General features: G+C 70.7%; 28 protein-coding genes and 3 pseudogenes. 10 read left to right on the forward strand and 21 right to left on the reverse strand.

The genetic code is table 11. The annotated features are described in order from the left end of the window. Positions 1–384 precede the first annotated feature (384 nt). The 5 genes and pseudogenes from ABZ862_RS18325 to ABZ862_RS18345 all read right to left on the reverse strand — a co-directional run. Positions 385–830 (reverse strand): annotated as a pseudogene (locus ABZ862_RS18325) (leucine zipper domain-containing protein); the annotation flags it as partial. Positions 831–950: 120 nt separating this feature from the next. Beyond that, positions 951–2,390 (reverse strand): GH1 family beta-glucosidase, encoded by a 1,440-nt coding sequence (locus ABZ862_RS18330; RefSeq protein ID WP_360959173.1) that lies wholly within the window; start codon positions 2,388–2,390, stop codon positions 951–953. 123 nt (positions 2,391–2,513) lie between these two features. Then, positions 2,514–3,395 carry a carbohydrate ABC transporter permease gene (locus ABZ862_RS18335; protein WP_360959375.1) on the reverse strand — a complete coding sequence of 294 codons (882 nt, stop codon included), beginning with the start codon at positions 3,393–3,395 and terminating at the stop codon, positions 2,514–2,516. Between the two features lie 73 nt (positions 3,396–3,468). Continuing rightward, positions 3,469–4,473, reverse strand: a complete 1,005-nt coding sequence (locus ABZ862_RS18340; protein WP_360959176.1) for a sugar ABC transporter permease — start codon at positions 4,471–4,473, stop codon at positions 3,469–3,471. Positions 4,474–4,692: 219 nt separating this feature from the next. After that, positions 4,693–6,003 (reverse strand): extracellular solute-binding protein, encoded by a 1,311-nt coding sequence (locus ABZ862_RS18345; RefSeq protein ID WP_360959179.1) that lies wholly within the window; start codon positions 6,001–6,003, stop codon positions 4,693–4,695. A 283-nt stretch (positions 6,004–6,286) separates the two neighbouring features. On the opposite strand from ABZ862_RS18345, the gene ABZ862_RS18350 reads away from it, so the two are divergent. Beyond that, positions 6,287–7,303, forward strand: coding sequence for a LacI family DNA-binding transcriptional regulator (locus ABZ862_RS18350; protein WP_360959182.1), 1,017 nt, complete (start codon positions 6,287–6,289; stop codon positions 7,301–7,303). Positions 7,304–7,400: 97 nt separating this feature from the next. Here ABZ862_RS18350 and ABZ862_RS18355 read toward each other — a convergent pair whose 3' ends face one another. Genes ABZ862_RS18355 through ABZ862_RS18365 form a run of 3 tightly spaced genes read right to left on the reverse strand, consistent with a single transcriptional unit; the run spans position 7,401 to position 8,879 of the window. After that, positions 7,401–8,282 carry a hypothetical protein gene (locus ABZ862_RS18355; RefSeq protein WP_360959185.1) on the reverse strand — a complete coding sequence of 294 codons (882 nt, stop codon included), beginning with the start codon at positions 8,280–8,282 and terminating at the stop codon, positions 7,401–7,403. 4 nt (positions 8,283–8,286) lie between these two features. Continuing rightward, positions 8,287–8,487: a hypothetical protein gene (locus tag ABZ862_RS18360; protein ID WP_360959188.1), complete on the reverse strand. Its 201-nt coding sequence runs from the start codon at positions 8,485–8,487 to the stop codon at positions 8,287–8,289. Continuing rightward, entirely contained in the window at positions 8,484–8,879 is a 396-nt protein-coding gene (locus ABZ862_RS18365; RefSeq protein ID WP_360959191.1) for a hypothetical protein, read from the reverse strand. The genes ABZ862_RS18360 and ABZ862_RS18365 overlap by 4 nt, the downstream gene beginning before the upstream one ends. A 214-nt stretch (positions 8,880–9,093) precedes the next feature. Between ABZ862_RS18365 and ABZ862_RS18370 the strand changes: the two are divergent. Together ABZ862_RS18370 and ABZ862_RS18375 are read left to right on the forward strand one after the other, a co-directional pair. Continuing rightward, positions 9,094–10,067, forward strand: a pseudogene (locus ABZ862_RS18370) (LLM class F420-dependent oxidoreductase). 109 nt (positions 10,068–10,176) lie between these two features. Further along, positions 10,177–11,004, forward strand: a complete 828-nt coding sequence (locus ABZ862_RS18375) for a class I SAM-dependent methyltransferase (protein WP_360959193.1) — start codon at positions 10,177–10,179, stop codon at positions 11,002–11,004. 179 nt (positions 11,005–11,183) lie between these two features. Here the strand turns inward: ABZ862_RS18375 and ABZ862_RS18380 are convergent. Both ABZ862_RS18380 and ABZ862_RS18385 read right to left on the reverse strand, forming a co-directional pair. Beyond that, a pseudogene (locus ABZ862_RS18380) lies at positions 11,184–11,273 on the reverse strand (PPOX class F420-dependent oxidoreductase); the annotation flags it as partial. Beyond that, entirely contained in the window at positions 11,270–11,740 is a 471-nt protein-coding gene (locus ABZ862_RS18385) for an ATP-binding protein (protein WP_360959196.1), read from the reverse strand. The gene ABZ862_RS18385 and the pseudogene ABZ862_RS18380, both read right to left, overlap by 4 nt. Before the next feature lie 180 nt (positions 11,741–11,920). On the opposite strand from ABZ862_RS18385, the gene ABZ862_RS18390 reads away from it, so the two are divergent. After that, positions 11,921–12,778, forward strand: coding sequence for a helix-turn-helix transcriptional regulator (locus ABZ862_RS18390; protein ID WP_360959199.1), 858 nt, complete (start codon positions 11,921–11,923; stop codon positions 12,776–12,778). Further along, entirely contained in the window at positions 12,775–12,975 is a 201-nt protein-coding gene (locus ABZ862_RS18395) for a DUF397 domain-containing protein (protein ID WP_360959202.1), read from the forward strand. Before ABZ862_RS18390 ends, ABZ862_RS18395 begins: the two co-directional genes overlap by 4 nt. 78 nt (positions 12,976–13,053) lie before the next feature. On the opposite strand, the gene ABZ862_RS18400 is transcribed toward ABZ862_RS18395, so the two are convergent. Then, entirely contained in the window at positions 13,054–13,692 is a 639-nt protein-coding gene (locus tag ABZ862_RS18400; RefSeq protein WP_360959205.1) for a TetR/AcrR family transcriptional regulator C-terminal domain-containing protein, read from the reverse strand. 70 nt (positions 13,693–13,762) lie between these two features. Between ABZ862_RS18400 and ABZ862_RS18405 the strand changes: the two genes are divergently transcribed. From ABZ862_RS18405 to ABZ862_RS18425, 5 genes are all read left to right on the forward strand, one after another. After that, positions 13,763–14,722, forward strand: coding sequence for a zinc-binding alcohol dehydrogenase family protein (locus ABZ862_RS18405; RefSeq protein WP_360959208.1), 960 nt, complete (start codon positions 13,763–13,765; stop codon positions 14,720–14,722). Between the two features lie 74 nt (positions 14,723–14,796). After that, positions 14,797–15,468: a TMEM175 family protein gene (locus ABZ862_RS18410; protein WP_360959211.1), complete on the forward strand. Its 672-nt coding sequence runs from the start codon at positions 14,797–14,799 to the stop codon at positions 15,466–15,468. 77 nt (positions 15,469–15,545) lie between these two features. Then, positions 15,546–16,067, forward strand: coding sequence for a hypothetical protein (locus tag ABZ862_RS18415; RefSeq protein ID WP_360959214.1), 522 nt, complete (start codon positions 15,546–15,548; stop codon positions 16,065–16,067). 330 nt (positions 16,068–16,397) lie between these two features. Beyond that, positions 16,398–16,712 carry a hypothetical protein gene (locus ABZ862_RS18420; RefSeq protein ID WP_360959217.1) on the forward strand — a complete coding sequence of 105 codons (315 nt, stop codon included), beginning with the start codon at positions 16,398–16,400 and terminating at the stop codon, positions 16,710–16,712. After that, a complete protein-coding gene (locus ABZ862_RS18425) occupies positions 16,709–17,107 on the forward strand; it encodes a hypothetical protein (protein ID WP_360959220.1) in 399 nt (132 codons plus the stop codon). The genes ABZ862_RS18420 and ABZ862_RS18425 overlap by 4 nt, the downstream gene beginning before the upstream one ends. A 76-nt stretch (positions 17,108–17,183) precedes the next feature. On the opposite strand, the gene ABZ862_RS18430 is transcribed toward ABZ862_RS18425, so the two are convergent. The 10 genes from ABZ862_RS18430 to ABZ862_RS18475 form a co-directional block, all read right to left on the reverse strand. After that, positions 17,184–17,624 (reverse strand): cupin domain-containing protein, encoded by a 441-nt coding sequence (locus tag ABZ862_RS18430; RefSeq protein WP_360959223.1) that lies wholly within the window; start codon positions 17,622–17,624, stop codon positions 17,184–17,186. Beyond that, positions 17,621–18,451: an isochorismatase family cysteine hydrolase gene (locus ABZ862_RS18435; RefSeq protein WP_360959225.1), complete on the reverse strand. Its 831-nt coding sequence runs from the start codon at positions 18,449–18,451 to the stop codon at positions 17,621–17,623. The genes ABZ862_RS18430 and ABZ862_RS18435 overlap by 4 nt, the downstream gene beginning before the upstream one ends. A gap of 22 nt (positions 18,452–18,473) precedes the next feature. Continuing rightward, positions 18,474–20,114: an amidase gene (locus ABZ862_RS18440; protein ID WP_360959228.1), complete on the reverse strand. Its 1,641-nt coding sequence runs from the start codon at positions 20,112–20,114 to the stop codon at positions 18,474–18,476. Next, a complete protein-coding gene (locus ABZ862_RS18445; RefSeq protein WP_360959230.1) occupies positions 20,111–21,196 on the reverse strand; it encodes an acetamidase/formamidase family protein in 1,086 nt (361 codons plus the stop codon). The genes ABZ862_RS18440 and ABZ862_RS18445 overlap by 4 nt, the downstream gene beginning before the upstream one ends. Beyond that, entirely contained in the window at positions 21,193–21,378 is a 186-nt protein-coding gene (locus ABZ862_RS18450) for a hypothetical protein (RefSeq protein WP_360959232.1), read from the reverse strand. The genes ABZ862_RS18445 and ABZ862_RS18450 overlap by 4 nt, the downstream gene beginning before the upstream one ends. Then, positions 21,375–22,178 carry a creatininase family protein gene (locus ABZ862_RS18455; protein ID WP_360959234.1) on the reverse strand — a complete coding sequence of 268 codons (804 nt, stop codon included), beginning with the start codon at positions 22,176–22,178 and terminating at the stop codon, positions 21,375–21,377. Before ABZ862_RS18455 ends, ABZ862_RS18450 begins: the two co-directional genes overlap by 4 nt. Before the next feature lie 52 nt (positions 22,179–22,230). After that, the gene (locus tag ABZ862_RS18460; RefSeq protein ID WP_360959236.1) at positions 22,231–23,088 is read right to left on the reverse strand and encodes an ABC transporter permease; all 858 of its coding nucleotides are present in this window, start codon (positions 23,086–23,088) and stop codon (positions 22,231–22,233) included. Continuing rightward, entirely contained in the window at positions 23,085–23,858 is a 774-nt protein-coding gene (locus ABZ862_RS18465; protein WP_360959238.1) for an ABC transporter ATP-binding protein, read from the reverse strand. The genes ABZ862_RS18460 and ABZ862_RS18465 overlap by 4 nt, the downstream gene beginning before the upstream one ends. 79 nt (positions 23,859–23,937) lie before the next feature. Continuing rightward, complete coding sequence (locus tag ABZ862_RS18470) at positions 23,938–25,011, reverse strand: ABC transporter substrate-binding protein (RefSeq protein WP_360959240.1); 1,074 nt, start codon at positions 25,009–25,011, stop codon at positions 23,938–23,940. A 37-nt stretch (positions 25,012–25,048) separates the two neighbouring features. Next, positions 25,049–25,753, reverse strand: coding sequence for a FadR/GntR family transcriptional regulator (locus ABZ862_RS18475; protein ID WP_360959242.1), 705 nt, complete (start codon positions 25,751–25,753; stop codon positions 25,049–25,051). Positions 25,754–25,887 lie beyond the last annotated feature (134 nt).

Here is a 25,887-nt window from a genome sequence, read left to right on the forward strand (position 1 = left end):
CGGCTGGGAGTGACGAAGCTTTCAACTGGACTTATTTCTGACGGCGTTGGCAGGAAGAGTGGGTTCCGCAGGGGGACAGGGGGTGGCGAACAGGCCGCCGCTCCCCCAGCAGGCCCGGGGCGGACGACGCGGTGATCACCGAGGCCGAGGAGCGGCTGGGGCGGCGGTTGGTTGCCGCCCTCGTACCGGAATTTCCTCGCCGCGAGCGACGGGTGGTACGTGGGCCAGATGGCCGGTGTCTACCGGCTCGGCGGCGTGGCGGACATCGGCTGGTTCCTGGCTCCGCACGGCATGACGCCTCTGCATGAGAAGGGGCTGGGCGACGACCCTCGCGAAGAGGAGGTGGCTGTAGCCGGCGCCGGAGCGGGTCTTGCGGCCTGCCTGGCGCCCGAGGGTCTTGTGCCCGCCGCGTCGGGAATGTTGCCGAGCTTCATGATGTCGATGTGCACCAACTCGCCCGGGCGGTCGCGCTCGTAGCGGCGGATCACCCGGCCGGTGCCCCGGTCCAGGTGCGTGAGCGGGGCCAGGGAGTAGCGGATCAGGACGCGGTGGCCGGGTTCAGCCGCCAGGAGGTGGGCTATGCGGGCCCGTCCCCACCAGCACAGAACACGGACTTTGATGATCCGGCGTTCGGTGCGGCGCGGGCAGCCGGAGCGGTCGGCCATGGCCGCCTTACCGAATTCACGATAGCGGCCGGCCCATCGCTGAGCCGTCGTGGGTGAGACCTGGAAGCGTTCGGCGGCCCGGCGCAGGGGCCAGCTGTCCTCGACGACGCAGCGGGCCAGGCGCAGGCGTCCGGTCTCGGTCAGGGGTGCATGACGGTGGGGCACGAGGGCCTTTCGGTCGGTGCAGGCGTCGCAATCCACGCCGACCCCGAAAGACCCTCACCTGTTCAAGATCCCTCAGCTGAGATCTGGCTCACCTGTCCACAACCTCCCGGGACAGAACACCTAGGGCAGCGTGCCGGTGCGGGTCACCTCGGCGTACCACCGCGCACTGGCCTTGGGGATGCGGTTGCCGGTCGGGTAGTCGACGTAGACGGCACCGAAGCGCTTGCTGTAGCCGTAGCCCCACTCGAAGTTGTCCAGCAGGGACCACAGGAAGTAGCCCCGCACGTCGACTCCGGCCGAGATGGCCCGCTCCACGGCCGACAGGTGGCCGTGGAGGTAGGCGATGCGCTCGGGGTCGGCCACCTCGCCGTCCGGGTTGACGTAGTCGTCGAACGCCGCCCCGTTCTCGGTGATCATCAGAGGCATCGCGGGGAAGTCCGCCTTGAGCCGCGTCAGCAGGTCGTACAGGCCGCTGGGGTCGACCGCCCATCCCATCGCGGTGCTGCTGCCCGCCGGGCGGTGGAAGGCGACCCGGTCGGCGCCCGGCCAGGGGCTGTACTCGCTCATCCCGTGGCCGTCGGAGCCGTGGCCGCCCTCGCCGGTGGCGGCGGAGACGAGGGTGGGTGTGTAGTAGTTGACGCCCAGGAAGTCCAGCGGCTGGTGGATCACGGCGGTGTCGCCGTCCCGTACGAAGGCCCAGTCGGTCAGTCCGGCCGTGTCCTGGAGAAGATCCTGGGGGTAACGGCCTTCCAGCAGAGGGCCGGTGAAGACGCGGTTGGCCAGCGCGTCGATCCGGCGGGCCGCGTCGAGGTCGTCGGCGGCTTCGGTCAGCGCACGGACGTGGTGGAGGTTGAGGGTGATGGACGTCCTTGCGGCGGAGGGCAGTTCGGCGCGCAGGGCCTGAACGGCCTTGCCGTGGGCGAGGTTGAGATGGTGCGCGGCGCGCAGGGCCTCGACCGGATCGGTGCGGCCGGGTGCGTGGACGCCCGAACCGTATCCGAGGAAAGCACTGCACCAGGGCTCGTTGAGGGTGATCCAGGTCTTCACCCGGTCGCCCAGCGCACGGGCCGCCAGGGCCGCGTAGTCGGCGAACCGGTCGGTGGTGACGCGCTCCGGCCAGCCGCCCGCGTCCTCCAGTTCCTGCGGCAGGTCCCAGTGGTAGAGCGTGACGACCGGCTCGATGCCCTTCTCCAGCAGGGCGTCGGTCAGGGCGCGGTAGAAGTCGAGCCCCTTCTCGGCGGCCGGGCCGCGGCCGGTCGGCTGCACCCGCGGCCACGACAGCGAGAACCGGTAGGCGTTCACGCCGAGATCGGCCATGATCGCGACGTCCTCGCGCCAACGGTGGTAGTGATCGGTGGCGACGTCACCGGTGTCGCCGTTGCGCACCCGGCCGGGCGTGTGCGCATAGGTGTCCCAGATCGAAGGGGTACGTCCGTCGACGCGGGCGGCACCCTCGATCTGGTAGGCGGCGGTCGCCGTGCCCCAGACGAATCCCTGCGGGAACCTGATGACGGCGGGGTTTTCCGGGGCGGGGGCGACACGTCGGGTCACGGTGGTCACGTAGGTCCTTCCAGATGTGCTGCGGGGCGGGAGAGACAGTCGGGGGAGAGACAGTCGGGGGGCGACGGAGGCCGGGGGCCGCGGAGGCCGAAGGGCCGCGGCAGCGAGGGGACGGCCGGACGCTCATCCCTTGACCGCCCCCTGCATGATCCCGCCGACGATCTGACGGCCGAAGACGATGAACATGGCGAGCAGGGGCAGCGTGCCGAGCAGGGCGCCCGCCATGATCAGCGACTGGTCGCGCACATATCCCGCGCTCAGCTGGGTGAGCGCGACGGGGACCGTCGGGTTGGTCATGTCGAGCACGATGAACGGCCAGAAGAAGTCGTTCCAGGCGTGCACGAACGTGATCATGAACAGTACGGCCATGGCGGGCCGGGCGATCGGCAGCACGATGCTCCAGAAGATGCGCAGGGAGTGCGCACCGTCCACCCGCCCGGCCTCGACGAGTTCGTCGGGCAGCGCCTCGGTCAGATACTGCCGCATGAAGAACACACCGACGGCGCTGACGAGCGTGGGGAAGATGACGGCGGGCAGCTTCTGCCCCCAGCCCAGCTCGGTCATCATCATGAACAGGGGTACGACGCCGAGTTGGGGCGGCACCAGCATCGTGCCGATGACCAGCATCAGCAGGACGTTGCGGCCCTTGAAGCGGAGTTTGGCGAACGCGAAACCGGCGAGGGTGGCGAACAGCACCGTGGACAGGGCGATCACACCGGCCACGATCATGCTGTTGAGCATGGCCTTGCCCAGCGCGGCGTCCCGCCACGCCTTGCCGAGGTTCTCCAGGAGGTGGGGTCCGGGCAGGAACGGCGGAGGCGTCTGGGTGACGCGTGTGTTGTCGGTCGACGCCGCCACCATCGTCCAGTAGAGCGGGAAGAGGGAGAACACCGCCGCGAGTCCCAGCAGGACGTACGCGACGGGACCCGCGTGGTGCTGACGTCCGGCGCGCGGGTGCGCGAACAGCCGCCGACGCCGTCCGCCGGAGGGGGTGCCCTTGCGGATTCTCCGCGCGTTTTCGGAGCGTACGTCCGCCGCTCGGACCGGGATGCTGTCTGTGGTCACGGAGATCTCCCGGTCAGGCGGCCCTGCGCGCCACGACGCGCCGGACGACTCGTTGGACGGCGAACACGACGACGAGCAGCAGGAACATCGCCCAGGCGACGGTGGCGGCCCGGCCCATCTGGTAGTTCTTCCAGCCCTCCTCGTACAGCAGCAGTCCCAGCGTCTGGTACTGGTTGTCCGCTCCCCCGGTGATGCCGTTCGGACCCTGGCCGAAGATCAGGGGCTCACCGAAGAGCTGGGTGGCACCGATCGTGGACAGGACGATGGTGAACATGATGGTGGAACGGATGCCGGGGACGGTGACCGTCAGGAACTGCTGCCACCGCGAGGCGCCGTCGATGGCCGCGGCTTCGTACCGGTCACGCGGGATCGCCTGCATCGCGGCGAGGTAGAGGAGGGCGTTGTAGCCGGTCCAGCGCCAGATGACGATCGTGGAAATGGCCGTCTGCGCGGCCCACTTGTTGTTCTCCCAGTCGATGCCGTCGACGCCGAACAGGCTCAGCATCCAGTTGATCATGCCGAAGTCGCGTTCGTAGAGCATCGTGAACACGAGGGCCGCGGCGCCCACCGACGTGGCGTAGGGCGTCAGGGCGGCGACGCGGAAGAACGTCGAACCGCGCAGCCGGTAGTTGAGCAGATGGGCCAGCCCGAGCGCCATCAGCAACTGCGGCACGGTCGACAGGACGCCGATGGTGAAGGTGTTGAACAGCGCGTTCCAGAAGCGGTCGTCGTTCCACAGGGCCGTGTAGTTGTCGAAGCCGACCCACTCCATGAGGTTCAGGGTCGACAGTTCGACGTGGTGCAGGGAGATCCACAGGGTGTAGAGGAGCGGGTAGAGGCTGAAGGCGGCGAAGACGGCGAAGAACGGGGCGATGAAGGCGTACGGGGCGCCCCGGAGGTCGAGGCGGTGCAGCAGCGTGCTGCGCCGCTGACGGTCCCCGCCGGTGCCGGTCCGGGTCCCGGCCGGGGGGTCGGTGCCGGGCGCACCGTCTGAGGGTGCCGAGGTGGAGATGGCCACCGGAAGGCGTCCTTCCTGGAGGATGAGGGAGGCGGGCGGAGGCCCCTCCCACACGGCCCGTACGAGCCGTGCGGGCCGTGCGGGCCGTGCGGGCCGTGCGGGCCGTGCGGGCCGTGCGGGCCGTGCGGGCCGTGCGGGCCGTGCGGGAGGGGGCGCCGGGCGGCTGCGGAGACGGGCGGGGAGGACCGGGGGCCGGCCCGACCCGAGGAGGACCAGGGGTCAGTCGACGGCCTTCTTGATGCGCTCGTCGGTGGTGTTCCACGCATCGTTCGGGCTCTTGTGCTGCGCCTCGATCAGGGTCAGCCCCTGCGAGAAGATGTCCTTGATGGTGCCGTCCTTGCGGCCGAGCACCTGCTCGTCGGGGATCTCCTTGGCCGCGGCACCGAAGATCTTCCCGATGGGCGCGCCGCTGAAGTAGTCCGACGTGGCATCGACCACTTCGGGCATCCCCAGCGCGGTCTGCGACGAGGGGAAGTTGCCGATCTTCTTGAAGAGGTAGGCCTGCTGCTCGGGGGCCGTGAGCCAGGCGACGAGGTCCTGCGCCTCCTTCTTGACGGGGCTCTTCTCCATCACCCCGAGGAACGACCCGCCCCAGTTGGCGCCCTTGGGCGCCTTGGCCACGTCCCACTTGCCCTTGTTCCCCGGACCCGCCTTCTCGCTGATGTGCGCGAGCATCCACGCCGGGCAGACGGTGCTGGCGAAGGTGCTGTTGGCCAGGCCGGGGTCCCAACCGGGCTGGAACTGGCGGAGCTTGGCGGTCAGACCGGACGTGGCCGCCTCGGAGGCCAGCTTCCACGCGTCCTTCACGACGGGGTTGGTGGCGTAGATCAGCCCGCCCTTCCTGTCGTAGAACTGCTGGGAGCTGCCGTAGATCATGGCGTTGAACAGCCCGCTGGAGCTGTCCATGAAGGCGACCTTGCCGTCCTTCGAGTTCTGCTTGAACCGCTTGCCCACGTCGACGTACTTCGACCAGTCGCCCTCCCACAGCTTGGCGACCTCGTCGCGGTCGGTGGGCAGGCCGGCCTGCTCGAAGAGGTCCTTGCGGTAGCAGACCGCCATCGGGCCGATGTCGGTGCCGAGGCCGATGACCTTCTTGTCCGAGGTGGTGACCTGGCTCTGCTTCCACGGGAGGAAGTGGTCCGTCCCCGGCACACCGGCCATGTCGACGAACTTGTCCTTCTGGGTGTCGGCCAGTTCCTTGGCCCGGCCGATCTCTATGCCCTGGATGTCCTTCAGCCCGCTGCCGGCGGCCAGGTGGGTCTGCAGAGCGGTGTAGTAGGTCTGCTCGTCACCCGCCACGTCCGCCTTGATGACGATGTTCGGGTGCTCCTTCATGTACGTGTCGAGCAGACCGGTCTCCTTGAAGCCCATGACGCCGAACAGGCCCATGGTGATCGTGACCTTGTCGCCCTTCTTCCCCCCGCCCGTCCCTCCGCCGCTGCCCCCGCAGCCCACGACAAGTCCGAGGGCCGAGACAGCCGACACGACGGCCACCACTCTCGTACGTGACTTCCTTCGGGACTTATCCATTTCGTCCTCCCAGCGGCGGCGCTGACGCACCGGAGTTCGAATCCCACGATCTGCTCAGCAGACCCGATTTGTCCGGTGGGTACGTTCCCAAACGGCGATGGGAACGTACCCACCAGAGAGCCCGAAGCCTGGTCGTCATGAAAGGCACCTGTCAAGAAGCTGAACGCGGTTCGTTGCCGGAAGCCGTCGTGCCGCTCCGCCCGGGGCCTGCGGACGCCTTCCGGGGGTCTGGCACAATGCGCAGGTGAAAGCCGTCGGGCGGCCCGCGAGCGAGGGAGGCGTCATGGGGGGCAGGCAACGCCCGACCATCAAGACCGTGGCGGCGCGCGCCGGCGTCGGACGCACCACGGTTTCACGAGTCATCAACGGCTCGGAGCTCGTCAGCGAGCAGGCCAGGACCGCCGTGCTCGCCGCCATCGCCGAGCTGAACTACGTGCCGAACTCGGTCGCCCGGGGGCTGGTGACGAGCAGGACGAACTCCGTGGCCCTGGTGATCCCCGAGTCGGAGAGCAGGCTGGGCGCCGAGCCCTACTTCTCGGCGGTCATCCGAGGCGTCAGCACCGCCCTCGCGGAGACCCGGACGCAACTCCAACTGGTGCTCGTACGCGACCAGACCGAGCGGGACCAGCTCACCGAGTCGGTGGCGGAGCGGCGCGTCGACGGAGTGCTCCTGGTCTCGGTGCACGAGCACGACCCGCTGCCGGGGCTGCTGGAGGACATGGGGCTGCCCACGGTGCTCGCCGGCCGCCGCTCCCCCACCGAGTCGCTCAGCCATGTGCACTCCGACAACACGGGCGGAGCCGCGACGGCCGTTCGTCACCTGCTCGCGCGAGGACGGCGGACCGTCACCACGATCAGCGGCCCCCTCGACATGGACGTGGCACGCAGTCGGCTCCAGGGCTGGCGGGAGGCCCTCGAGAAGGCAGGCCACGAGGTCACCGACCGGCTCGTGGCCCCGGCCGACTTCACCGAGGAGGGCGGCGAGGCCGCCATGCGTTCACTCCTTGAACGGGTTCCCGGGCTGGACGCCGTGTTCGTCGCCTCGGACGTCATGGCAGCGGGGGCGCTGGCGGAGCTGCGCAGACAGCGGCGCAGCGTGCCCGGCGACGTGGCGGTGGTCGGCTTCGACGACTCCATCATCGCCCGGCACAGCAACCCGCCCCTCACCAGCGTGCGTCAGCCCGTCGAGGAGATCGGCAGCACGATCGCCCGCATCCTCCTCACGGAGATCGGCGACCCCGAGGAGCCGCGTCAGCACGTGGTGCTCCCCACCGAACTGGTGGTACGCGAGTCGTCGTGAGTTCGGCGGGAAGTCCTCGAAGTCGCGTCCCCCGCGACCTGTGGTGGAGGCACAGCGCGGGGCGTACGGGCGTGGAGGCCGCTCGGTCCGACCGGGGTCACAGAAGCAGAGCGTTGAGGATGCGGCGCGCCACGGTCGGATCGCTGAGGTAACCCGAGATCCCATGGCGGTTGAGCGTCGGGTTGCGCACGCCACCGAAGTTCTCGATCGGTGGTGTCACGGGGAAGTGCAGGGTGTCGAGAGGATTCAGCGCGACGGTGTCGCGGACGTCGAAGGCGTTGAACCAAGGGCCTACGCCGCTCGGATGAGCGATCGGCGCCAGGCGGTCGACGACGGCGCCGACCCCCAGGGGCGATCCCAGGGTGACGAACGACAGCACCTGCCAGTGCGCCGCGGCCGCCTCACGCGCCAGCACGTTGTAGGCGACGACGGTGCCCAGGGAGTGGGAGACGACGACGGTCTCCTCACCCGGGTGGACGGCGCCGCGTACCGCCCGGTCGATGACGCGTTGGATACCGGCGTTGCGCAGATACATGTACACGTCGTGGGTGGCCAGCGCGATGCTCACCCCGCCGATACCGGGCAGCCGGTCCAGCACGCGGAGGGCGGCCAGCACCCACGGCCAGTTGAGGGGGCCCTTCTCCATCGCGTCCGTGCCGGCCTCCTCGCGGATCTGTGCTTCGCTCACCCCGGACTTCGCCACGGCACCGGCCACGACAGCGGCGACGAACTCCCTCTCGGCCTCGTCGACGCCGTCCAGCCCCGCGACGACGACGTCCGCGGCCGACCGCCAGGGGTTCTCGGCCAACTGGTCCAGCGTGTCGCCGTAGTAGGGGAACGCGACGTCGGCGTCGGCGATCTCGGCCGTGATGCCCGCGGCGCGCAGTCCGGTGTGCAGGGCATCGAGCCATTCCTTCTTCAGGAGTGCCGCGTCCTTGTGCTGCTGGGACCGGCCGTGGACGAGCACCAGCTTGCGCATCGGTTCAGCTCCTTTCCCAACCGGCACGCAGCCGATCGGCTGCGGTGTCCGGGAACAGCGTCCAGTGCGAGGACAGCGGTTGCGGCGCATCGGCGGCGGGGCCCGCGGCGTCGAGCAGCGCCCAGCCGCGGCCCAGGAGGGGATGTCCCGGGGTGGTGTCGGCCACGCGGCCCGGAACCAGCAGATCCAGATCGAAGAACGTCACTCCGACGGCTGCCCGCAGCGCCTCCCGTTATGGGGAATCCGGCCGGTGGAGGCCAGGTCGGCGCTCTTGGCGACGTTGACCGCCGCGTTCGGATTGACCGGTGCCGCGGACAGGAGCCAGAACTCGTTACGGTTGTTGACGATTCCGTGCCCGCAGAAGTAGATGACAAGTTGCTCCAGCGTGGGCAACTGGGTGAATGCGCTGACGGCGTCGAACACCATGTCCGCGGTCACCGGCCGGTGATCCGCATCGGTGATCTCGGCGACATGGTCGGGGGGAATTCCCTGTCCGGCCGCCCAGCCCCGAAGTGCTTCGACCGCACCCTCGACCGCCGGCAGCAGCGGAAGTCCGCCGGCCTGCTGGACTCCGATCACCACGATCGCGCGTTCCATGGCCCCTCAGGATCACCCTGAATACACAAGAACCACACCAATCCTCATCATTTCATGCACACCCCCTTGATGCCACTTGTCCGTCTGTGCCAGGGCGCCGAGGCCGGCCACCCCGAGACTTTCGAGGGCCCGGCGGAATCCCGGCCGCGGCCACAGCGATCACGAACCTCCCGATCCGGGCTTCCGATCCCCCCGGAAGGGGACCCGTGCGCCCATGGTGCGCATCGGATACACGATGATGACCGAGCAGACCGGCCCCCGTGACCTGGTGGATCACCTGGTCCGGGCCGAAGGCGCGGGCTTCGACTTCTCCGTCGTCTCGGACCACTGCTTCCCCTGGCTCCGCTCGCAGGGGCACGCGCCGTACGCGTGGAGCGTGCTGGGCGCCGCGGCGCAGGCCACCTCACGCATCCCCCTGATGACGTACGTCACCTGCCCCACGGTCCGCTACCACCCGGCGGTCGTGGCCCAGAAGGCGGCCACGATGCAACTGCTCTCGGAGGGCAGGTTCCGGCTCGGCCTCGGCGCCGGTGAGAACCTCAACGAGCATGTGGTGGGCCGCGGATGGCCCGCGGTGGACGTACGGCACGCCATGCTGGAGGAGGCCGTGGGCATCATCCGGGCCCTCTTCGAGGGCGGCCATGCCACCCACCACGGCCCGCACTTCGACGTGGACTCGGCCCGCCTCTGGGACCTCCCCGACCCGCCCCGCCCCTCGGCATCGCCGTCTCCGGCCCGCAGTCCTGCGCTCTGGCCGGACGCCTGGCGGACTTGGTCATCGCGACCGAGCCGAAGAAACCCCTGCTGGACGCCTTCGACCGCCACGGCGGCACCGGCAAGCCACGGGTGGGCCGACTCCCCGTCTGCCACGACCCCGACCGCACCACCGCCGTACACCGCGCCCATGAGCAGTTCCGCTGGTTCGGCCTCGGCTGGAAGGTCAACTCCGAACTCCCCCACCCGGACTCCTTCGAGTCGGCGACCGCCTTCGTGACACCGGACGACGTGGCCCGGTCCGTCCCGTGCGGCGACGACCCCGACGACTTCGTCGAGGCCGTACGCCCCTACGCCGAGGCCGGTTTCACCGAACTCACCCTCGTCCAGATCGACGGCGAGTCCCAGCCGGCCTTCCTTCAGTGGTCGGAGGAAACCCTGCTCCCTGCCCTGCGCAAGGCCTTTGCGGGTTAGGCACATGTCCGGGGAGCGGATCCGGAGGACGTCGGAGTCAGCGACGGGACGGTGACCTGCCCGCGCGCGTGCCGGGCGTCGTCTCCGGGGCCTGTCCTACTGTGCTGCCATGCGCGACGACACGCCTGACCCGACGCTCCGCGTCCGGCTGAGCCGGACCTTCGACGAGGACGCGGAGCTGTACGACCGTGCCCGACCCGGCTATCCACCGGAACTGTTCGACGACCTGGGCGAGTTGGCCGGGACAGGCCCCGACTGCCGGGTCCTCGAGGTGGGCGCGGGTACCGGCAAGGCGACCGTGCCGCTCGCCGAGCGCGGCTGCCGGGTCACCGCCGTCGAGCCGGGTCCCGGTATGACCGCCGTCGCCCGGCGCAACCTGGCCCGATTCGACACGGTGGAGATCGTGACGGCGGACTTCGAGACCTGGCCCCTCCCGGAGGAACCGTTCGACGCCGTCGTGTCGGCCACGGCGTTCCACTGGATCGATCCCGCGGTGCGCATGACGAGGGCCGCCGACGCCCTGCGGCCGGGTGGCGCCCTCGCCGTGATCGCCACCCAGCACGTGGCGGGCGGCACCGAGGAGTTCTTCACCGAGGTCCAGGGCTACTACGAGCGTTTCGACCCGGCCACCCCACCCGGGCTGAGGATTCCCGCCGCAGAGGACGTCGGCACGTCCGCTCACACCGACGAGGTCGCACGCAGCGGCCGGTTCGGCCCTGTCGTCTACCTGCGTCACGAACGGGACCTGACCTACACCACGGCCGAGTACCTGGATCTGCTGCGCACCTACTCCGGCCACCGGGCGCTGCCGCCGAGGGCCGGGGAGAGCCTCCTGGAGTGCATCGGCCGGCTGATCGACACCCGGTACGGAGGCAGGGTGACCAAGCGGTACCTCACAGAACTCCGGGTGTCCCGAACCTCCCCCGCCCACCGGTAGACGCGGCTCCGGCAGCGGCGACCTGGCGGCGTGAGTCACAGAGGACGAGCCGTTTCTCGCCCCGGTGGAGGGCAGCGATGAGCTGGGCAGCGTTCCCCTGTGAGCCGACGTAGTCGAGTTCGACGTGGCCCACCGGGGGTACGGCGGGCTCAGCCCCATGGCTGTCGGGCCGTTCCGCCGACGGTGGCGAGCGTGCCGAACTGCTGTCGGTCGAGCAGGCCGGAGAGCGCTTCGTCGGACAGCGGGCGAGGCGCTGGACGTTGAGTCATGCAGTGAGCAACACCCCTGGTACTGCGGCAATTTCCGCCCAGACCGTCTTCGTGCGGTCGTCCCGCACCTCGCAGCCCCAGCGGTCGGCGTACGCCTCGACCAACAGCAGGCCGCGCCCCGAGTCGGACTCCGGGGCGGGCGGTGCGGCGACGGGCGCCGTCGGCGGTACGCGCTCGGGGCGGGCGTCGGTGACCTCGACGCGGATGCGGTCCGGGAGCTTCAGCAGGGTCAGGCGGAAGTCCCGGCCGGGCAGGCGCCCGTGGGTGACGGCGTTGGCGGCCAGTTCCGCCGTGACGAGGGCGGCGGCGCAGGCCAGGTCCGTGGTGTACGGGATTCCCCAGGAGGCCAGTTGCTGGGCCGCGAGGTGGCGGGCGAGGCGGGCGCCTCGGGCGGTGGCGCTGAGGAGGATGCTGAACTGCGTGACGCACGGGGCCGGTGGAGCGGCGACGACTTCGCGTGATTCCATTCCGCGACCATCCCGTCACGCACGGCTCCCTTCCAGGTCGTCCGGCCGTACGTCTCGTGCGGTACGGCGGCTGTACGGGTGCGTACGGCGTTTGTACGGGTTCCGGGCCGACACCTGAACAGCCGTCCGCTCGTTGAACCCGCCGAACAGGCACCCGAACCGGGCAGGGGCGTGGACGTCATGGCCAGGACCAGCGAACGGGACTACGGAACGGCTTTCCGCCGCAAGACGGAAAAGGAACTCCCCGCAGTATGGACGGCCTACGGCAAACTCGTCCGCCTCTTCCGGGAGAAGGCGGGACTCACCCAGCAGGCCCTCGCCGAGGCCATCGGGTACTCGGTGGAGACGGTCGCCTCGGTCGAGCAGGGACGAAGGCCGGCCAAGGCGACGTTCACGCAGGCGGTGGAGCGGGTGCTCAAGGCGGGTGGGGCGCTGGCGGTGCTACAGGAGGACGTGGACCGGGCCAAGTTCCCGCTGTTCTTCCAGGACTTCGCGGCGCTTGAGGCGGAGGCGGTCAGCCGCTTCTCCTATGACCCGACCCTGATTCCTGGTCTGCTTCAGACCGCGGAGTACGTGCAAGCACTGCTCGAAGCGCACTACCCGCCCTTGGACGACGAGACGATCGAGCAGCGCGTCGCTGCCCGACTGACCCGCCAGGCCCTCCTGACCGACCAGAAGCCGCCCGTCGTCTTCGTGTTCGTCATCGAGGAGTCCGCCATCAGGCGTGTCGTGCGCAGCCCCGCCGTGATGCACGGGCAATTGCAGCACTTGCTCACGTGTGCGGCTTTGCGCAACGTGGAGTTGCAGATCATGCCGATGGAGCGAGGCGCTCACAGCGGCCTCAATGGCGCGATGGTGCTTCTGGAGTCCAGCGATCACAAACAGTACGTCTATGTGGAAGCTCAGGACGTCGTGACGGTCAGGTCCGACCGGCACGAGGTGAGTGAGTTCTCGATGCGTCATGGCATGCTGCGAACGCAGGCCCTCAACCCCGAGGAATCGACCTGTCTCATCGAGCGCATTGCAGGGGAGCTATGAGGAGTATCGAACAGCGCGATGGACTCGTTTGGTTCAAGAGCAGCCACAGCGGTACCAGCGGCGGCGACTGCGTAGAGGTGGCCACCACCCCCCGTACCGTCCACGTCCGGGATTCCAAGGCGCAGGCGGCCGTGTTGTCCTTCCCCCGGGATCAGTGGACCCTCTTCACGTCGTACGCGCGTGAGGCCACCGTCTGACGGCATGTGCGTCCCGGGAGCCTGCCGGTCTCGACCCGGAGGCTCCCGAGATCCTGAACAGAGGGGTCCCTGCCAGGCTCAGGAACCGGCCTGCAGACCGATTCCGGCGATGACGGTGCCGAGTTGGCGTTCGAAGCGGGCCTGGTCGTCGCGGCGGGCGTGGCCGGACGCGGCGACGAGGGGGGTCTCGGGGCCGAGACGTCGGTCGCGTTCGTGGGGTGAGTAGCGCGAGGGGTCGGCGGTGGAGGACTGCCGCCGCTCCTGTTCCTCGATGACGAAGCCGACGACGAACGCGGTGACCATCTCGGTGGCGTCGAAGACGGTGGCGGGCGGGACACCGGCGGCGACCCAGCGCCGGAGCCAGGGTTCCTGGGCCTTGAGAACGTCGGGGTCGGTGATGAGCGTGCCGCTGAAGGTCCGGGCGCCGTCGCGGTGTTCGAGGTATTCGGCGCGCAGGGCACCCGCGTAGGCGACGAGGTCGTCGAGCCAGTTCCCGGTGCTGGCGTGCCCCCTGAGCTTGGCCACCACGCGGCGCTGGATCTCGGTGCCCATCTCGTCGAGCAGTTCCTGTTTGCCGCGTACGTGGTAGTAGAGCGCGGGCGCCTTGACCCCGAGCCGGGCCGCCACCGAGCGCACCGTCACGGCGTCGATGCCCTCCGCGTCGAGCACCTCCAGGGCCGCGGCCACGATGCCCTCACGACTGATCCCTCTCACCATGCTTGACAACTTACCTTAGTTAAGTAAAGGTCGTGGCGACCGTTTTTAACTTAGTTAAAAAGGAGGCGCCGTGCGCGCCGTCGTCGTCACCGCACCGGAGAACACCCCGGCGGGAGCGGACTTCCCCGAACCGGAACCGATACCCGGACACGACCCCATGACCCTGGTCGGCGCCGGGGTCCACCAGCTCGTGCGCTCTCTCGCCGCCGGCCTGCACTACGGCAGCGGGCAGCGGTATCCGCTGGTGCCCGGCGTCGACGCCGTGGCCCGGACCTCCGACGGGCGCCTGGTCTACACCGCGTTGCCCACCGCGCCGTGGGGCACGATGGCCGAGCGGATCGTGACCCCGTTCGGGATCGAACTGCCCGCCGGGGCCGATCCGTTCGCCGTCGCCGCCGGTGTGAATCCCGGCCTGTCGGGCTGGCTGCCGCTGACCGCGCGGCACGACGAACTCGGCAAGCTCGGCACGGTCCTGGTCCTGGGGGCCACCGGCCTGGCCGGAAGCATGGCCGTACAGGCGGCACTTGCCCTCGGCGCCGCCCGGGTGCTCGCCGCCGGAGGCCGGGGGGACGCGCTGGAGGCACTGCGGGCCCGTGACACGGAAACGGTCGAGATCCCCCGGGCCGACCGCGACGTCACGTGCGACGCGCTGACCGCCGCCCTCGACGGGGACTGTCCTTCGCTCGTCCTGGACTACGTGTGGGGGCGGACCGCCGAAGCGGCCTTCGCCGCGCTGGGCCGCCACGGGCTGGGCGAGGACAGCGCGGACATCGCCTACGTCCAGATCGGCACCCTCGGCGGCGGCGAGGCGGCCGTGCCCGCCGCCCTGTTGCGCAGCCGCCGCATGAACATCACCGGCAGCGGCGCCGGTTCGGTCCCGGTGCAACGCCTCCTCACCGAGATCCCCCGCGTGATGACCGCGATCACCGAGGGCACACTCCAGGCTCCTTGCACCGCCTACCCCATCAGCCGCGCCGGCGAGGCCTGGGCACACTCCGGCCCCACGAGGGCGGTCATCGTCCCGGACTGATCCGCCGCGCCTCCGACGCCCTCCGCGCGGCCGCTTCCGCCGCCCCGCCCTCTCCTGCCAGGGACACCATCACCGTGCACACCGACCCCCATCCCACCCGCCACAGCGGCGACTTCACCGCGGACACCTCCCGCCCGCCGCTGCCCGCGCACCGTCTGACGGCCTTCAGCGACGCCGTGGTGGCGATCGCGATCACCCTGCTGGCCATCCCGCTCATCGACATCGTTCCCGACGCCCTGCGCGACGGTGACAGCGCCTCCGAGGTGGTCACCCACCACATGGTGTCGATCAGCAGTTTTCTCCTCAGTTTTCTCGTCATCTGGCGCATCTGGACGGTCCACCACGAGATGTTCGCCCGCACGGAGACGGTGAGCAGCCGCGTCGCCCAGATCAACGTGCTGTGGCTGGCGTGCATCGTGGTCCTGCCGTTCCCGGTGGAGATGATCGGCTCCTACGGCGGCGCACCCTTCGTCCTCGCGCTCTACGTCGGCGTCCTGCTCGCCTCCAGCGTCACCCTCGCGATCATGGCCCTCTCGCTCCGCCGCACCGGCTCGCGGCACACGGCGCCCGGCGGGGACGTGGTCGAGCAACTGATCGGCAACACCGCGTGCCTGGCGGTGGCCTTCGTCCTCGTCCTGGTCGCACCCGGGCTGGGGTTCTGGCCCCTCGCACTGCTGCTCGTCGACCGTCCCGCGCTGGCTCTCGCCCACCGCCTGGCTCACCGCAGACACAGCCGCACCGCCTGATCTCTCGGTCCTGACAGCGGCAACGGGCCGGAATAACCCCCGTGTTCCGGCGCACATCAATCAAGGAGATGACTCTGATGTTCGGTGGTGCAGGCACGATCGCTCTGGTCGTCGTCATGCGGGTCCTGGTGTCCCGCGCCTGGCGTGAGGGGATCGGGCTCACGCTCACACGTCGGCTGATGGTCCCCGGGATCGCGCTGGCGATCGGGCTGTTCGCGCTGAGCGACGGTGCTTCGGAGGTGTTCGGGACGCACCGGGTCCTCTTCGTCTCCCTCGCCTTCCTCGTGACAGCCGCCGCCGGCGTGATCCGCGCCTTCACCGTCGAGTACTCCTCGGTCCCCGAGGCCAAGGAGTACCCCGGCGGGATACGCATCCGGGCGCGCACGGTCACGCTGGCGGCCGATGTCACGGCGCTGCTGTGCGCGGCGGCACTGATCTACCCCTCGATCGCGCCGGACGCGGGTATGTCCGCCGCGGGCGGATCGCTGACCGTCACCCTCGCGCTCGGCGACATCATCGCCTCCGGCCTCCTGGTCCTGCGCGGCCGTCCGGCCCCGACACCCGCGGGCAGTCGGCAGCCGGGGCTCGAAGTCCGGTAGGCACTGTGGCCCGCGGTCCGGGAGTTGTACGGGTTCGTCCGGCGTTTGTACGGCGCCTGTACGGCTCCGGGCCGTCGCCCGATCCGCCGACGGCTCGTTGAACCTGCCGAACAGCCGACCGGATCAGGCAGGAGTACCTACAGCATGACGAGAAGCAGTGAGCGCGGTCACGGGACCGCGGCAGGCGGCGGGCAGGAGGGGAGGCGGTTGAGGGGCGGCCTGGACCGCGCACGCGCCCTGATGGGCCGGGCGGTCCAGCGCATCAACGGCGTGGGTGACCGCTCGTCCCTTGAGTCGTCGCAGCGGTCGACCGCCGGTATGGTCAGTGGTATGGCAACCAAGAAGTACACCGTCACGCTCCCCGAGGAACTGGCCGAGGCCATCCGCGCCGAGGTGGGCCCGGGCGGGTTCAGCCGCTACGTCACCCGTGCCGTGGAACGGCAGCGGGAGCAGGACCGGCTCGGGGAAGCGGTCGCATGGTGGGAGACGGAGTACGGCGAGGTCACCGAGGCCGAAATGGCCGCGGCGGAGGCCGAGCGCCGGGAGATCGAGCGTCAGCACGCCGAGCTCGCACGGGCCCGGCAGGTTGCCGCGGGTGAGCCGGTCGAGACGCCGCAGGACGAGCATCGGAGTGCGGCGGCATGACGGGACAGATCATCTACGTGCTGGACTGCGAGGGCCTGTCGCAGTGGGTGCGCGGCGAGCGCCGTATGGGCCTCCGGATCAAGGACGCCCACCGCCTCGGTATCCGCGTCATGACCACCTCCATGACACTGATCGAGGCGTACGACGTGAGGAGGTACATCCCTGCGTGGCACTGGGCCCTGTCCCGTATCCACATCGAGCCCGTGACCGAGGACATCGCCGAAGAGGCCATCACGCTCCTCAAGGACGCCGGTCTCCACGGTCACAAGTACGCCATCGACGCGGCTCTCGCCGCCGTCGCCCTGCGGCAGGTGGGGCCGGTCACCGTCTTCACCTCCGACGAGGACGACCTGCGCAAGCTCTGCGGGGACCGTGTGGTGGTCATGGGGCTGTGAGCCCGCCGGACGCCCCGGAGCGGGAGGGCTCCGGGGCGTCGTCACCGGCCGGAGGCGACACCGAGCGGACGGTGCTTCAGCGACCGCCCAGCACTGCCCGGTCGCTGTCGTCCCACGCGGCGGCCGTACCGGCGGCGACCAGGGCGGCGAAGCCGCCGGGCATGGCGCCGGTGTCCTCCGCCATGACGGTCACGGTGTACATCCGCTCGGTGGCGGAGGTGTTCTCGATGCGGTGGACCGAGCCCGGGGGCAGGACCAGGACGTCGCCGGGGCCGATCGGCACGGTGTGTTCGTCGCTGTGCGCGAGGCCGTGGCCGGAAAGGACCACGAAGATCTCGGTCGAGTCGGGGTGGGCGTTGTCGGGCTGGCTGCCGCCAGGCTCCCAGACCTCGTAGAACACGCTGGTGGGCGAGCCGTCGGCCGGTCCGGCGAGCAGCGCCAGCTTCACGGTGTCCACGGGGGAGATCAGCTGCGGTGCGACCTCGTCCAGGTGGCGCACTACGGGAGGGGTGCTCATTCGCTGTCCTTCGGGGTGGTGGGGGCGGTGCGGTGCCCGGCGTCCAGGGGCCGTGCGGCGGCGAGGGCGTCGAGCAGGTCCGGGGTCGAGGCGGTGAAGCCGTAGCACTGGCGGACGTTGTAGACGGTCGCGTCGTGGCAGTAGGACGGGGAGGTCGTGGCAGACGCGTCGGTGAGCAGGACGACGTCGTAGCCCAGGCAGGCGGCGTCGACGAGCGTGGCGTAGACGCACTGGTCGGAGTTGACGCCGGCGAAGACGAGGGTGTCGACGCGGAGGTTGCGCAGGACGCTGTCCAGGGGGGTGTCCCAGAAGCCGCTCATCCGGTACTTGTCGACGTGGAGGTCGCCCGGCGCGCTGCCCACCCCGTCGGTCAGGGCGGCGCCCCAGCTGTCCTTGGTCAGGACCGGGGCGCGGGAGGGGGCCGTGCGGGAGCCGATGCCCTCGCCCGTGCCGCGCGGGTCGTACACGTGGGCCACGCCCGGCGGGAGGTTGGCCTGGTCAGGGCGGTTGCCCCAGTTCAGCCAGATCACGGGCAGCCCGGCGGCGCGGGCCGCGGCGACCACCTGCGCGCTGAGGTCCACGGCCGGTGCCAGGACCGACACGTCGACGCCGATGCCGGCCAGCCAGCCGTCGGGGGCGCAGAAGTCGTTCTGCAGGTCCACGACGATCACGGCGGTGCGCGTGGGGTCGAGGACCACGGGCGCGGGCTCGGCGCCGAGTGTGGCGGTACGGGCGGGAAGGTCCGGGCGGTGCAGGTCGACGGTGCCGCCGGAGAACCGCCAGCGGTTGCGGTGCCGGAGCGGGGCGAGGCCGTTGTCCGTGTTCATCGGGGTGTCTCCAGAGCGGCGTTCACCGGGGTGTCTCCAGGCCGGCGGCGAGGGTCAGCAGGGTGTGGTCGGAGCCGGGCGGGCCGATGAGGCAGACGCCGGCCGGGCGGCCGTCGGCGAGTCGCAGCAGGGGCAGGGACAGTCCCGGCGCCCCGGCGAGACCGGCGAGGCAGGTCATGCGCAGGGTCGCCGCCCGTTCGGCCTCGATGCGTGCGCCGGTCGCGGTGCGGGCCGGTGCCGGGCCGGACGCGGAGGGGATGACCAGGACGCTGCCGGAGAGCAGGCCGCGGAGGTCCTCCCGGGCTTGGGCGACGACCTCGCGGGCGCGGGCCGCCTCGTCCTCGGTCACCTCGGCCGCCTGGGCGAAGCGGGCGCCCACGTCGGGGCCGAGCGCGCCGGGGTGGGCGGTGAGCCAGGCGCCGTGCGCCTGCCAGGCCTCCCGGGCCTGCACGGTGCGGAACGCCGTGAACCAGCGTTCCAGCAGGTCAGCGGGCAGGTCCTCGCTCTCGGACGGTGGCAGGTGCCCCGCGTCGGTAAGGGCCCGGACGGTGTCCGCGAACGCGTCGCGCACCTCGGGTGCGGCCAGGGACTCCACCACCGGCAGCCGTACCGTACGGCGCGGGGCCGTGGCCGCGTCCTCGTGCGGCCGCCCCAGCAGGGCGTGGGCGACGGCCGTGGCGGTGGCCACGTCCCGGGTCAGCCAGCCGACGGTGTCGAAGGACGGGGCCAGCGGCAGCACGCCCTCGGTGGAGATGGCGCCGTGGGTGGTGCGCAGGCCGACCAGGCCCTGGTAGGAGGCCGGGACCCGGATGGATCCGGCGGTGTCGGTGCCCAGTCCCACGTCCGCCTGCCCGAGTGCGACGGCGGACGCCGGACCGCTGGTGGAGCCGCCGCTGACGCTGCCGGGCGCGGCCGGGTTCGGCGGGGTGCCGTAGTGCGCGTTGGTCCCGGCGAGGCTGTAGGCGAACTCGTCGGTGCGGGCGATGCCGGTCAGGTGGGCGCCCGCGGCGAGCAGGGCCGTGACGGCGGGCGCGGTGCGCTCGCGGGGCCGCTGCTCGTCGAGCCAGGCGGGCACCCCGCCGCCGACGGGGTGGCCGGCCACGTCGAAGAGGTCCTTGACGGCGATGCCGTGGCCGTCCAGCGGGCCGGACGCGGTGGCGGGCGTCAGCGGGTCCCCGACGACGCGCCAGACCGTGCGGTCGAACGCGGCCGGGGGTCCGGCCGGCGCGGGAGCGGCCGGGAGGCTCACATGGGCGGCGGCGACGGCCCAGCGGCCGTCCTCGGTCAGCCGCCACAGCTGGGTCTGCAGACCGGTGGCCGCGCCGTCGCGGGTGGCGGCCATCACCAGGGCCGCGTCGGGGGCGATCACCTGGACGTGCAGGTTTTCGACGGTGCGGGTCGGGATCCTGGCCCGCGCGGAACGGAAGCCGGCGATGGCGTCGTGGCCGACGAGCAGCGTCCGGCCGTCGCCCCTGAGGGTGTGCGGTCCCGACATGAACAGCTCGTCCAGGACGGTCCGGTCGTTGGCCAGCAGCGCCTTGTCGTAGGCCCAGAAGGCGTCGAGCAGTCCGCCGGGCACACCGTCGGGAGCGGTCACCTCACAGGCACCGGGTGCGGTCGCCTCAGGTGCGGTCGTCTCGCGGGCGCCGGGTGCGGTCGTCACCACGCGCCTCCTTCCACCAGGGCGAAGTCCGAGAGTCTGATGCGGGCGTGCACGCCCTTGACGACGTCCACCACCTGGGAGATGTCGAAGTCGGTCGCGGCGCTCAGGTAGGCGTAGGCGAGTTCGGGTTCCATCCCGAAGGACGCGCCCAGCACCTCCAGGGCGTTGCGCGTGCACGCCGCGACCGCCTCGTCCAGGTCGGTGTCGAGGCCGGTCGGGACGAGGTACTGCGGGGTGCGGGCGACCGGGCCCCGGGAGCGGCCGAAGAGCCGTTCGGCGTGTTCCCTGGGGACCACGTCGAACGTCAGGGTCGCGCGCAGCGGTGCTTCGAGGGCGGTCAGCGCGATCTCCCCGTTGCCCTGGGCCAGGTGCGGGTCGCCCGCGTAGAACCCGGCACCGGGTACCTGCACCGGCAGGTAGAGGGTGCTGCCCTCGCGCAGCAGCGAGATGTCGAGGTTGCCGCCGTGCAGGCCCGGCGGGGTGGAGTGGAGCCGTTCCGGGCCGGGCGTGGCCACGCCCATCACACCGAGGAACGGGGCGAGGGGGAAGCGTACGGGGCGGTGTCCGCTGTCGGCCGTAAGGGGCAGGGTCGCCAGCGCGCCGGCCGGGCCGCCCGGTCCGTCCAGGCCCGTCACGGAGCAGAAGACGCTGGTCAGTGGGGTGCCGACGGGCGGGAACGTGCCCGGGAGCACGCCTTTGGCGTGGCGGCTGGAGATGATGCCGTAGGCGGTGCGCGGGACGAGTCCGTCGATGTGGACGGCGAGGTAGTCGCCGACCTCGGCGCCGCGCACCTCGATCGGTCCGGTCACGACGTGCGGTCCGTCGGCGGGGGTGTGCAGGCCGTGCGAGGCGATCGCGGCGGTGTCGGCGAGGACGTCCTCGGGGGCCACTCCGTGGCGGCCGAAGAAGGCCACGGGGTCCCGGCCCTGGTCCTCCAGGATGCCTTCGTGGCTGACGGTGTCCAGGGAGATCCGCTCGCCCGGCTCGACGGTGAGGACCGGCGGGTCCTCGGAGCAGGGCAGGCGGCCCCAGAGGGTCGTCTCCACCGTGGCGCCGAGGTGCCGGCGTGCCGCGGTCGTCATCGTTCCTCCGTGCGGTTCGTGGGGGTGGTGCCGGGGGTCCGGCCGGGCGCCGCGTCCGTGGTGGCGGGGGACGCGGCGGCCGGGGGCGTGGCGGTCAGGGGTGCGGCGGTCAGGGGCGTGGCGGTCAGGACGAGGTCGCGCGGCCCGCGGGCCGTGACGTTCGCGGTGCGCGCCGTCGTCATCCGGTGGTCCCGCCGAGCGGGGGGAAGGCGAAGTCGCGGACCTCGGTCAGCGCCTCGGCGAGCAGGTCGCTCCAGTGGTCCAGCACCCGCTTGCCGGTCTCGGCGTCGGCCTCGGTGGGGTCGCCGACGACGCCGGACGCCGACACGTCGTCGATCAGCCAGGCGGTGGGGACGACGCCCTCCAGGGTGAGGTGCCGCTGGGCGCGGTAGAGCTCGCCGACGGCGAGTCCGTCGGCGACGGCCTTGTCTAGGTGGACGAGGTGCGGCGCGATCGCCATCACCAGGGAGGTCTCCAGGAACCCTCCGTGGATGCCGAAGGGGTCGGGGTCCTCGACGCCGTCCGGCAGGGCGAACCGGGACGGCATGATGTTGAAGACCTCCAGGCCGAAGCGGTGGCGGATGTCGCGGGCGACCACGTCGAGCAGGCTCGGCTGGCCGCCGTGACCGTTGACGAGGACCAGCTTGCGCACCCCGCTGGCGGCGAGGGACTCGCCGAGGTCCAGGCAGAGCGACTGCAGTGTGGTGGTGGACAGGGCGATGGTGCCGGCCCGGCCCAGGTGTTCGGTGGACTTGCCGTAGTGCAGGGTCGGCAGGACCCAGGTGCCGCAGCCGGCGCCGAGCCGCTCCACGGCGGTGCGGGCGATCGTCTCCGCGGTCAGCGCGTCGGTGATCAGCGGCAGGTGGGGGCCGTGCTGTTCCACGGCGCCGATCGGCTGGACCGCCACGGTGCGGTCGTCGGCGAGGCGTGTGATGTCGTCGGTGGTGAGCTCGGCCCACAGGCGGCGGTTGTCGTCGGTCATGAGTGATTCCCTGTCAGGGTCGAGTGACGCTTCGTCATGGTCCGCGGTCGGCTCATTCGTCGGCGGGCAGGGCCGACTCGTGCCACTTGCCGATCAGGAGCTTCTCGGCGGCCACGACGACCGCGAAGAACAGCAGCGACACGACGCTGGCGCCGAGCACCGCGAGGAAGAGCTGCGGGGTGCGCAGCTGCACCGCGCTCTCGGTGATGACGTAGCCGAGGCCGCCGTCGCCGCCGCCGACACCGGCCACGAACTCGCCGACGATCGCGCCGATCACCGAGGCGCCCGCGGCCACCCGCAGTCCGGTGAGGATCTCCGGCAGTGCGCCCGGCAGCCGCAGGAACAGCAGCTGGACCCGGGCGGGTGCGCCGGCCATCGTGTACAGCTGCACCAGGTTGCGGTCGACGGACTTGAGGCCCTGGAGGGTGTTGGCCGCCACCGGGAACAGCGCGATCATCGCCGCCACCATGGAGTTGGTGGCCATGCCGGGACCGAGCCAGACGACGAACAGCGGGGCGACCGCCACGATCGGAACGGTCTGGAGCAGGATCAGGTACGGGTACAGGCTGCGTTCCATCAGCCGCCAGCGCCCCATCACCAGCGCGCTGACCACACCGACCAGTCCCGCGACGAGGAAACCCAGCACCGATTCGCGCAGGGTCACCCAGGTCGGGGTGAGGATCGAGCCGGCCTCGTGCAGGACGGTGTCCACCATCGTCGTGGGCGAGGGCAGCATGTAGCCGGGGATGCCGAAGACCACGATCGCCAGCTGCCACAGGCAGATCATGATCACCAGTGCGGCCAGCGGCGGCAGGACGGTCCGAGCGGTCGGGAGCCGTCGCCTGCGGCCGGCCGGTTCACCGGAAGCCGGCTGTGCGGGGGCCGTCTGCGGGGTGTCGAGCGCGGTCATATTCCGGTGCCTCCCAGCATGGCCGAGATGTCGGTGCGCAGATCCCGCAGCGCGGCCTCGTCGCGGGGCGCGCCGGGGTCGGCGGTGGGCGGGCTCGGTGAGCGGAGCACCTCGATGACGCGCCCGGGGCGGGTGCCCATGACGGCGATCTGGTGACCGAGCCGTACCGCCTCGGGGATGGAGTGGGTGACGAACATGACGGTGACCTGGCGGGTGCGCCACAGGTGGATGAGCTCCGCGCCCATCTTCTCCCGGTTGAACTCGTCCAGCGCCGCGAACGGCTCGTCCATCAGCAGCAGTTCGGGGTCGCTGGTCAGCGACCGGGCGAGCGAGGCGCGCATCTTCATGCCACCGGAGAGCTCACGCGGATACGCCTTCTCGAACCCCTGGAGGCCGACCAGCTCGATGGCCTTCTGCGCGCGTTCCCTGCGCTCGGGCCGGGGCACGCCCTGAAGTCTGGCGACCAGTTCGACGTTGGCCCTGATCGAGCGCCATGCCAGCAGAGTCGGGTCCTGGAACACGTACGACATGCGCTCGGTACGGCGGGTCAGGCCGCCGCCGGACGGTGCGGTCAGGCCGGCCGCCATCCGCAGCAGGGTGGACTTGCCGCAGCCGGAGGGGCCGACCAGCACGGTGATCTCGGCCCTCGGCAGGCGCAGGTCGATCGGGGCCAGAGCCCGGAATCCGCTGTTGTAGACCTTGTCCGCGCCGTCGAAGCTGACCAGCGGATCGAGCGCGGCCGCGGTGTTCTCCACGGGGACTGTACTCATGTGTGTCGCTCCTCGGGGGCGCACCGCTCCCGGCGTCCCGGCTGGGAGGCGCCGGTCGCGGTGCGCCGTTCACGGTCGCTCAGTAGGAACCATCGGGTGCCGCGGGCAGTGCGGCGGGGGCGGCGATCGTCGGGAGCAGCGAGGAGTCGTAGAGGTCCGACGCCTTCGGTGTGCTCTTGAGCTGGCCCAGCTGCTTCATCTGGTCGATGAGCGTGTTCCAGCGGTCGGCCGTCATCGCGCCGAGCTGCTTCTTGCCGTCGCCGGCGACCACGTAGGAGCGCTGCTTGTCCCAGGCGTACCAGACGCTGGCGCTGCTCTGCTCGCCGTTGGCCTTGAGGATGGCGTCGTTGGCCTTCTCGGCGACGCTCACGTCACCCATGTAGTCCTGCCAGCCCTGCATGCTCGCCGCGAGGAACGCGGTCAGCTCCTTGCGGTGGCTCTTCAGGTAGGACTCGGAGGTGAAGAAGACGTCGTTGTACGGGTTGAAGCCCGCGTCCGAGAACGGGACGAAGTTCACCTTCACCCCGGCCTTCAGTGCCTGGTAGGCCTCGTTGGTGGGCCAGCCCTGCTGGACCAGGGTGTCCTTCTTCAGGAAGTTGGCGATGGAGCCCTGGTACACCTGGGTGCTGAAGTCGATGCCGGTCTTCTTCTTCACCCACTTCGGGCCGAGCTGGCCGGTCTGGGTCACCCAGGTCTTGCCGTTCATCTGGTCGAAGGAGGTGATGCCGGTGTCCGCGTGCACCATCACGCCGACCGGGTTGTTCTGGTAGAGGGCGCCGATGGCGACGATCGGGATGCCCTGCTCCTGTGCCTGGATGACTCCGGCGGCGTCGGTGAACCCGACCTGGGCCCGTCCGGCGGCGACCAGCTGGGTGGCCGAGATCTGGGGGCCGCCGGACTGGAGGGTGACGTCGAGCTTCTTGTCCTGGTAGAGCCCTTCGGACTTGGCCGCGAAGAAGCCGCCGCCCTCGGGGTCCGCGTACCAGGGCAGGACCACCTTGAAGGGGGTGGACCCGGCCGTGGTGGCGGAGGTCTTCTCGGCGGAGGCGTTGCCGCCGCAGGCCGAGACGGCGACGAGGGCCAGCGCGGCGGCCGCGGCGGTGGTCAGGGTGCGGGGCAGACGGGCACGGCTGCGCAGGGAGTGGTGTCTCATGGGGTGCTCTTTCACGGGGATGGCCGGCGGAGCCGGATCAGAAGGAAGGCAGATTGCTCTTCGTGAGGAGCGCGACGTCGGCGAGGTGCGCCAGCATCGCGTCCCGGGCCGCGGCGCCGTTGCCGTCCCGTACTGCGGTGAGGATGAGCTGATGGCCGTCGTGCGAGGAGCGCCTCGCCCCGGCGCTGCTGTGGGAGATGGCGCGGACCGACTCCGTCCAGCTGTTGGCCAGTGAGTTGAGGGCGATCATCAGCGGGTTCTGTGACATCTGGGCGAGCAGCATGTGGAAGGTGATGTCGGCCCGCAGCGAGTCCTCCTGCGAGAGGTCGGGGCGGGCGGTGGTCTCCAGGACCTGTTCCAGTGCGTACAGGCTGGCCCTGGTGGCCCGTTCGGCGGCGAGCTGCGCGAACTTGGGCTCGATCGTCTCGCGCAGTTCCGCCACGTCGCGCAGGGTGCGTTCGGAGTCCGACATCTCCTCGTACATCGAGCGCACGTGCGCGGGCGCCTCCATCACGATGGTCCCCCGGCCCGGCCGGCGTTCGATGACCCGCTTCGCCTCCAGTTCGTGCATCGCCTCGCGCAGGGAGGCACGCGAGACCCTGAGTACCTGAGCCAGGTCCCGCTCCGGCGGGAGCTTCGTACCGGGGGCCAGCGAGCCGTTGCTGATCAGTGTCTCGATGTGGGCGACGATCTCGCTGCTCACACTGGTCGACTGACGCACGAACGCGTCCAGTCCGTCCAACGTCACTCCTCTCGACCGGTGGGCCTGATGGTCAGACCATCTGATGAAGTGAACGTACGGACGTCGCTTCTCGACCGGAAGACTTCCCGGACATTGGGAACAGGACGTTTACAAGGGACATCTGACCGCAACAT

Origin of the sequence: Streptomyces sp. NPDC047000 (genome assembly GCF_040644295.1) — a bacterium.
Classification (GTDB): Bacteria; Actinomycetota; Actinomycetes; order Streptomycetales; family Streptomycetaceae; genus Streptomyces.

Coding starts and splice junctions, on each gene's coding strand:
- ABZ862_RS18345 (WP_360959179.1), bottom strand. CDS start 6,003: ATGGATAAGTCCCGAAGGAAGTCACGTACGAGAGTGGTGGCCGTCGTG.
- ABZ862_RS18350 (WP_360959182.1), top strand. CDS start 6,287: ATGGGGGGCAGGCAACGCCCGACCATCAAGACCGTGGCGGCGCGCGCC.
- ABZ862_RS18355 (WP_360959185.1), bottom strand. CDS start 8,282: ATGCGCAAGCTGGTGCTCGTCCACGGCCGGTCCCAGCAGCACAAGGAC.
- ABZ862_RS18365 (WP_360959191.1), bottom strand. CDS start 8,879: ATGGAACGCGCGATCGTGGTGATCGGAGTCCAGCAGGCCGGCGGACTT.
- ABZ862_RS18375 (WP_360959193.1), top strand. CDS start 10,177: ATGCGCGACGACACGCCTGACCCGACGCTCCGCGTCCGGCTGAGCCGG.
- ABZ862_RS18385 (WP_360959196.1), bottom strand. CDS start 11,740: ATGGAATCACGCGAAGTCGTCGCCGCTCCACCGGCCCCGTGCGTCACG.
- ABZ862_RS18390 (WP_360959199.1), top strand. CDS start 11,921: ATGGCCAGGACCAGCGAACGGGACTACGGAACGGCTTTCCGCCGCAAG.
- ABZ862_RS18395 (WP_360959202.1), top strand. CDS start 12,775: ATGAGGAGTATCGAACAGCGCGATGGACTCGTTTGGTTCAAGAGCAGC.
- ABZ862_RS18400 (WP_360959205.1), bottom strand. CDS start 13,692: ATGGTGAGAGGGATCAGTCGTGAGGGCATCGTGGCCGCGGCCCTGGAG.
- ABZ862_RS18415 (WP_360959214.1), top strand. CDS start 15,546: ATGTTCGGTGGTGCAGGCACGATCGCTCTGGTCGTCGTCATGCGGGTC.
- ABZ862_RS18420 (WP_360959217.1), top strand. CDS start 16,398: ATGGCAACCAAGAAGTACACCGTCACGCTCCCCGAGGAACTGGCCGAG.
- ABZ862_RS18425 (WP_360959220.1), top strand. CDS start 16,709: ATGACGGGACAGATCATCTACGTGCTGGACTGCGAGGGCCTGTCGCAG.
- ABZ862_RS18430 (WP_360959223.1), bottom strand. CDS start 17,624: ATGAGCACCCCTCCCGTAGTGCGCCACCTGGACGAGGTCGCACCGCAG.
- ABZ862_RS18435 (WP_360959225.1), bottom strand. CDS start 18,451: ATGAACACGGACAACGGCCTCGCCCCGCTCCGGCACCGCAACCGCTGG.
- ABZ862_RS18445 (WP_360959230.1), bottom strand. CDS start 21,196: ATGACGACCGCGGCACGCCGGCACCTCGGCGCCACGGTGGAGACGACC.
- ABZ862_RS18450 (WP_360959232.1), bottom strand. CDS start 21,378: ATGACGACGGCGCGCACCGCGAACGTCACGGCCCGCGGGCCGCGCGAC.
- ABZ862_RS18455 (WP_360959234.1), bottom strand. CDS start 22,178: ATGACCGACGACAACCGCCGCCTGTGGGCCGAGCTCACCACCGACGAC.
- ABZ862_RS18460 (WP_360959236.1), bottom strand. CDS start 23,088: ATGACCGCGCTCGACACCCCGCAGACGGCCCCCGCACAGCCGGCTTCC.
- ABZ862_RS18465 (WP_360959238.1), bottom strand. CDS start 23,858: ATGAGTACAGTCCCCGTGGAGAACACCGCGGCCGCGCTCGATCCGCTG.
- ABZ862_RS18470 (WP_360959240.1), bottom strand. CDS start 25,011: ATGAGACACCACTCCCTGCGCAGCCGTGCCCGTCTGCCCCGCACCCTG.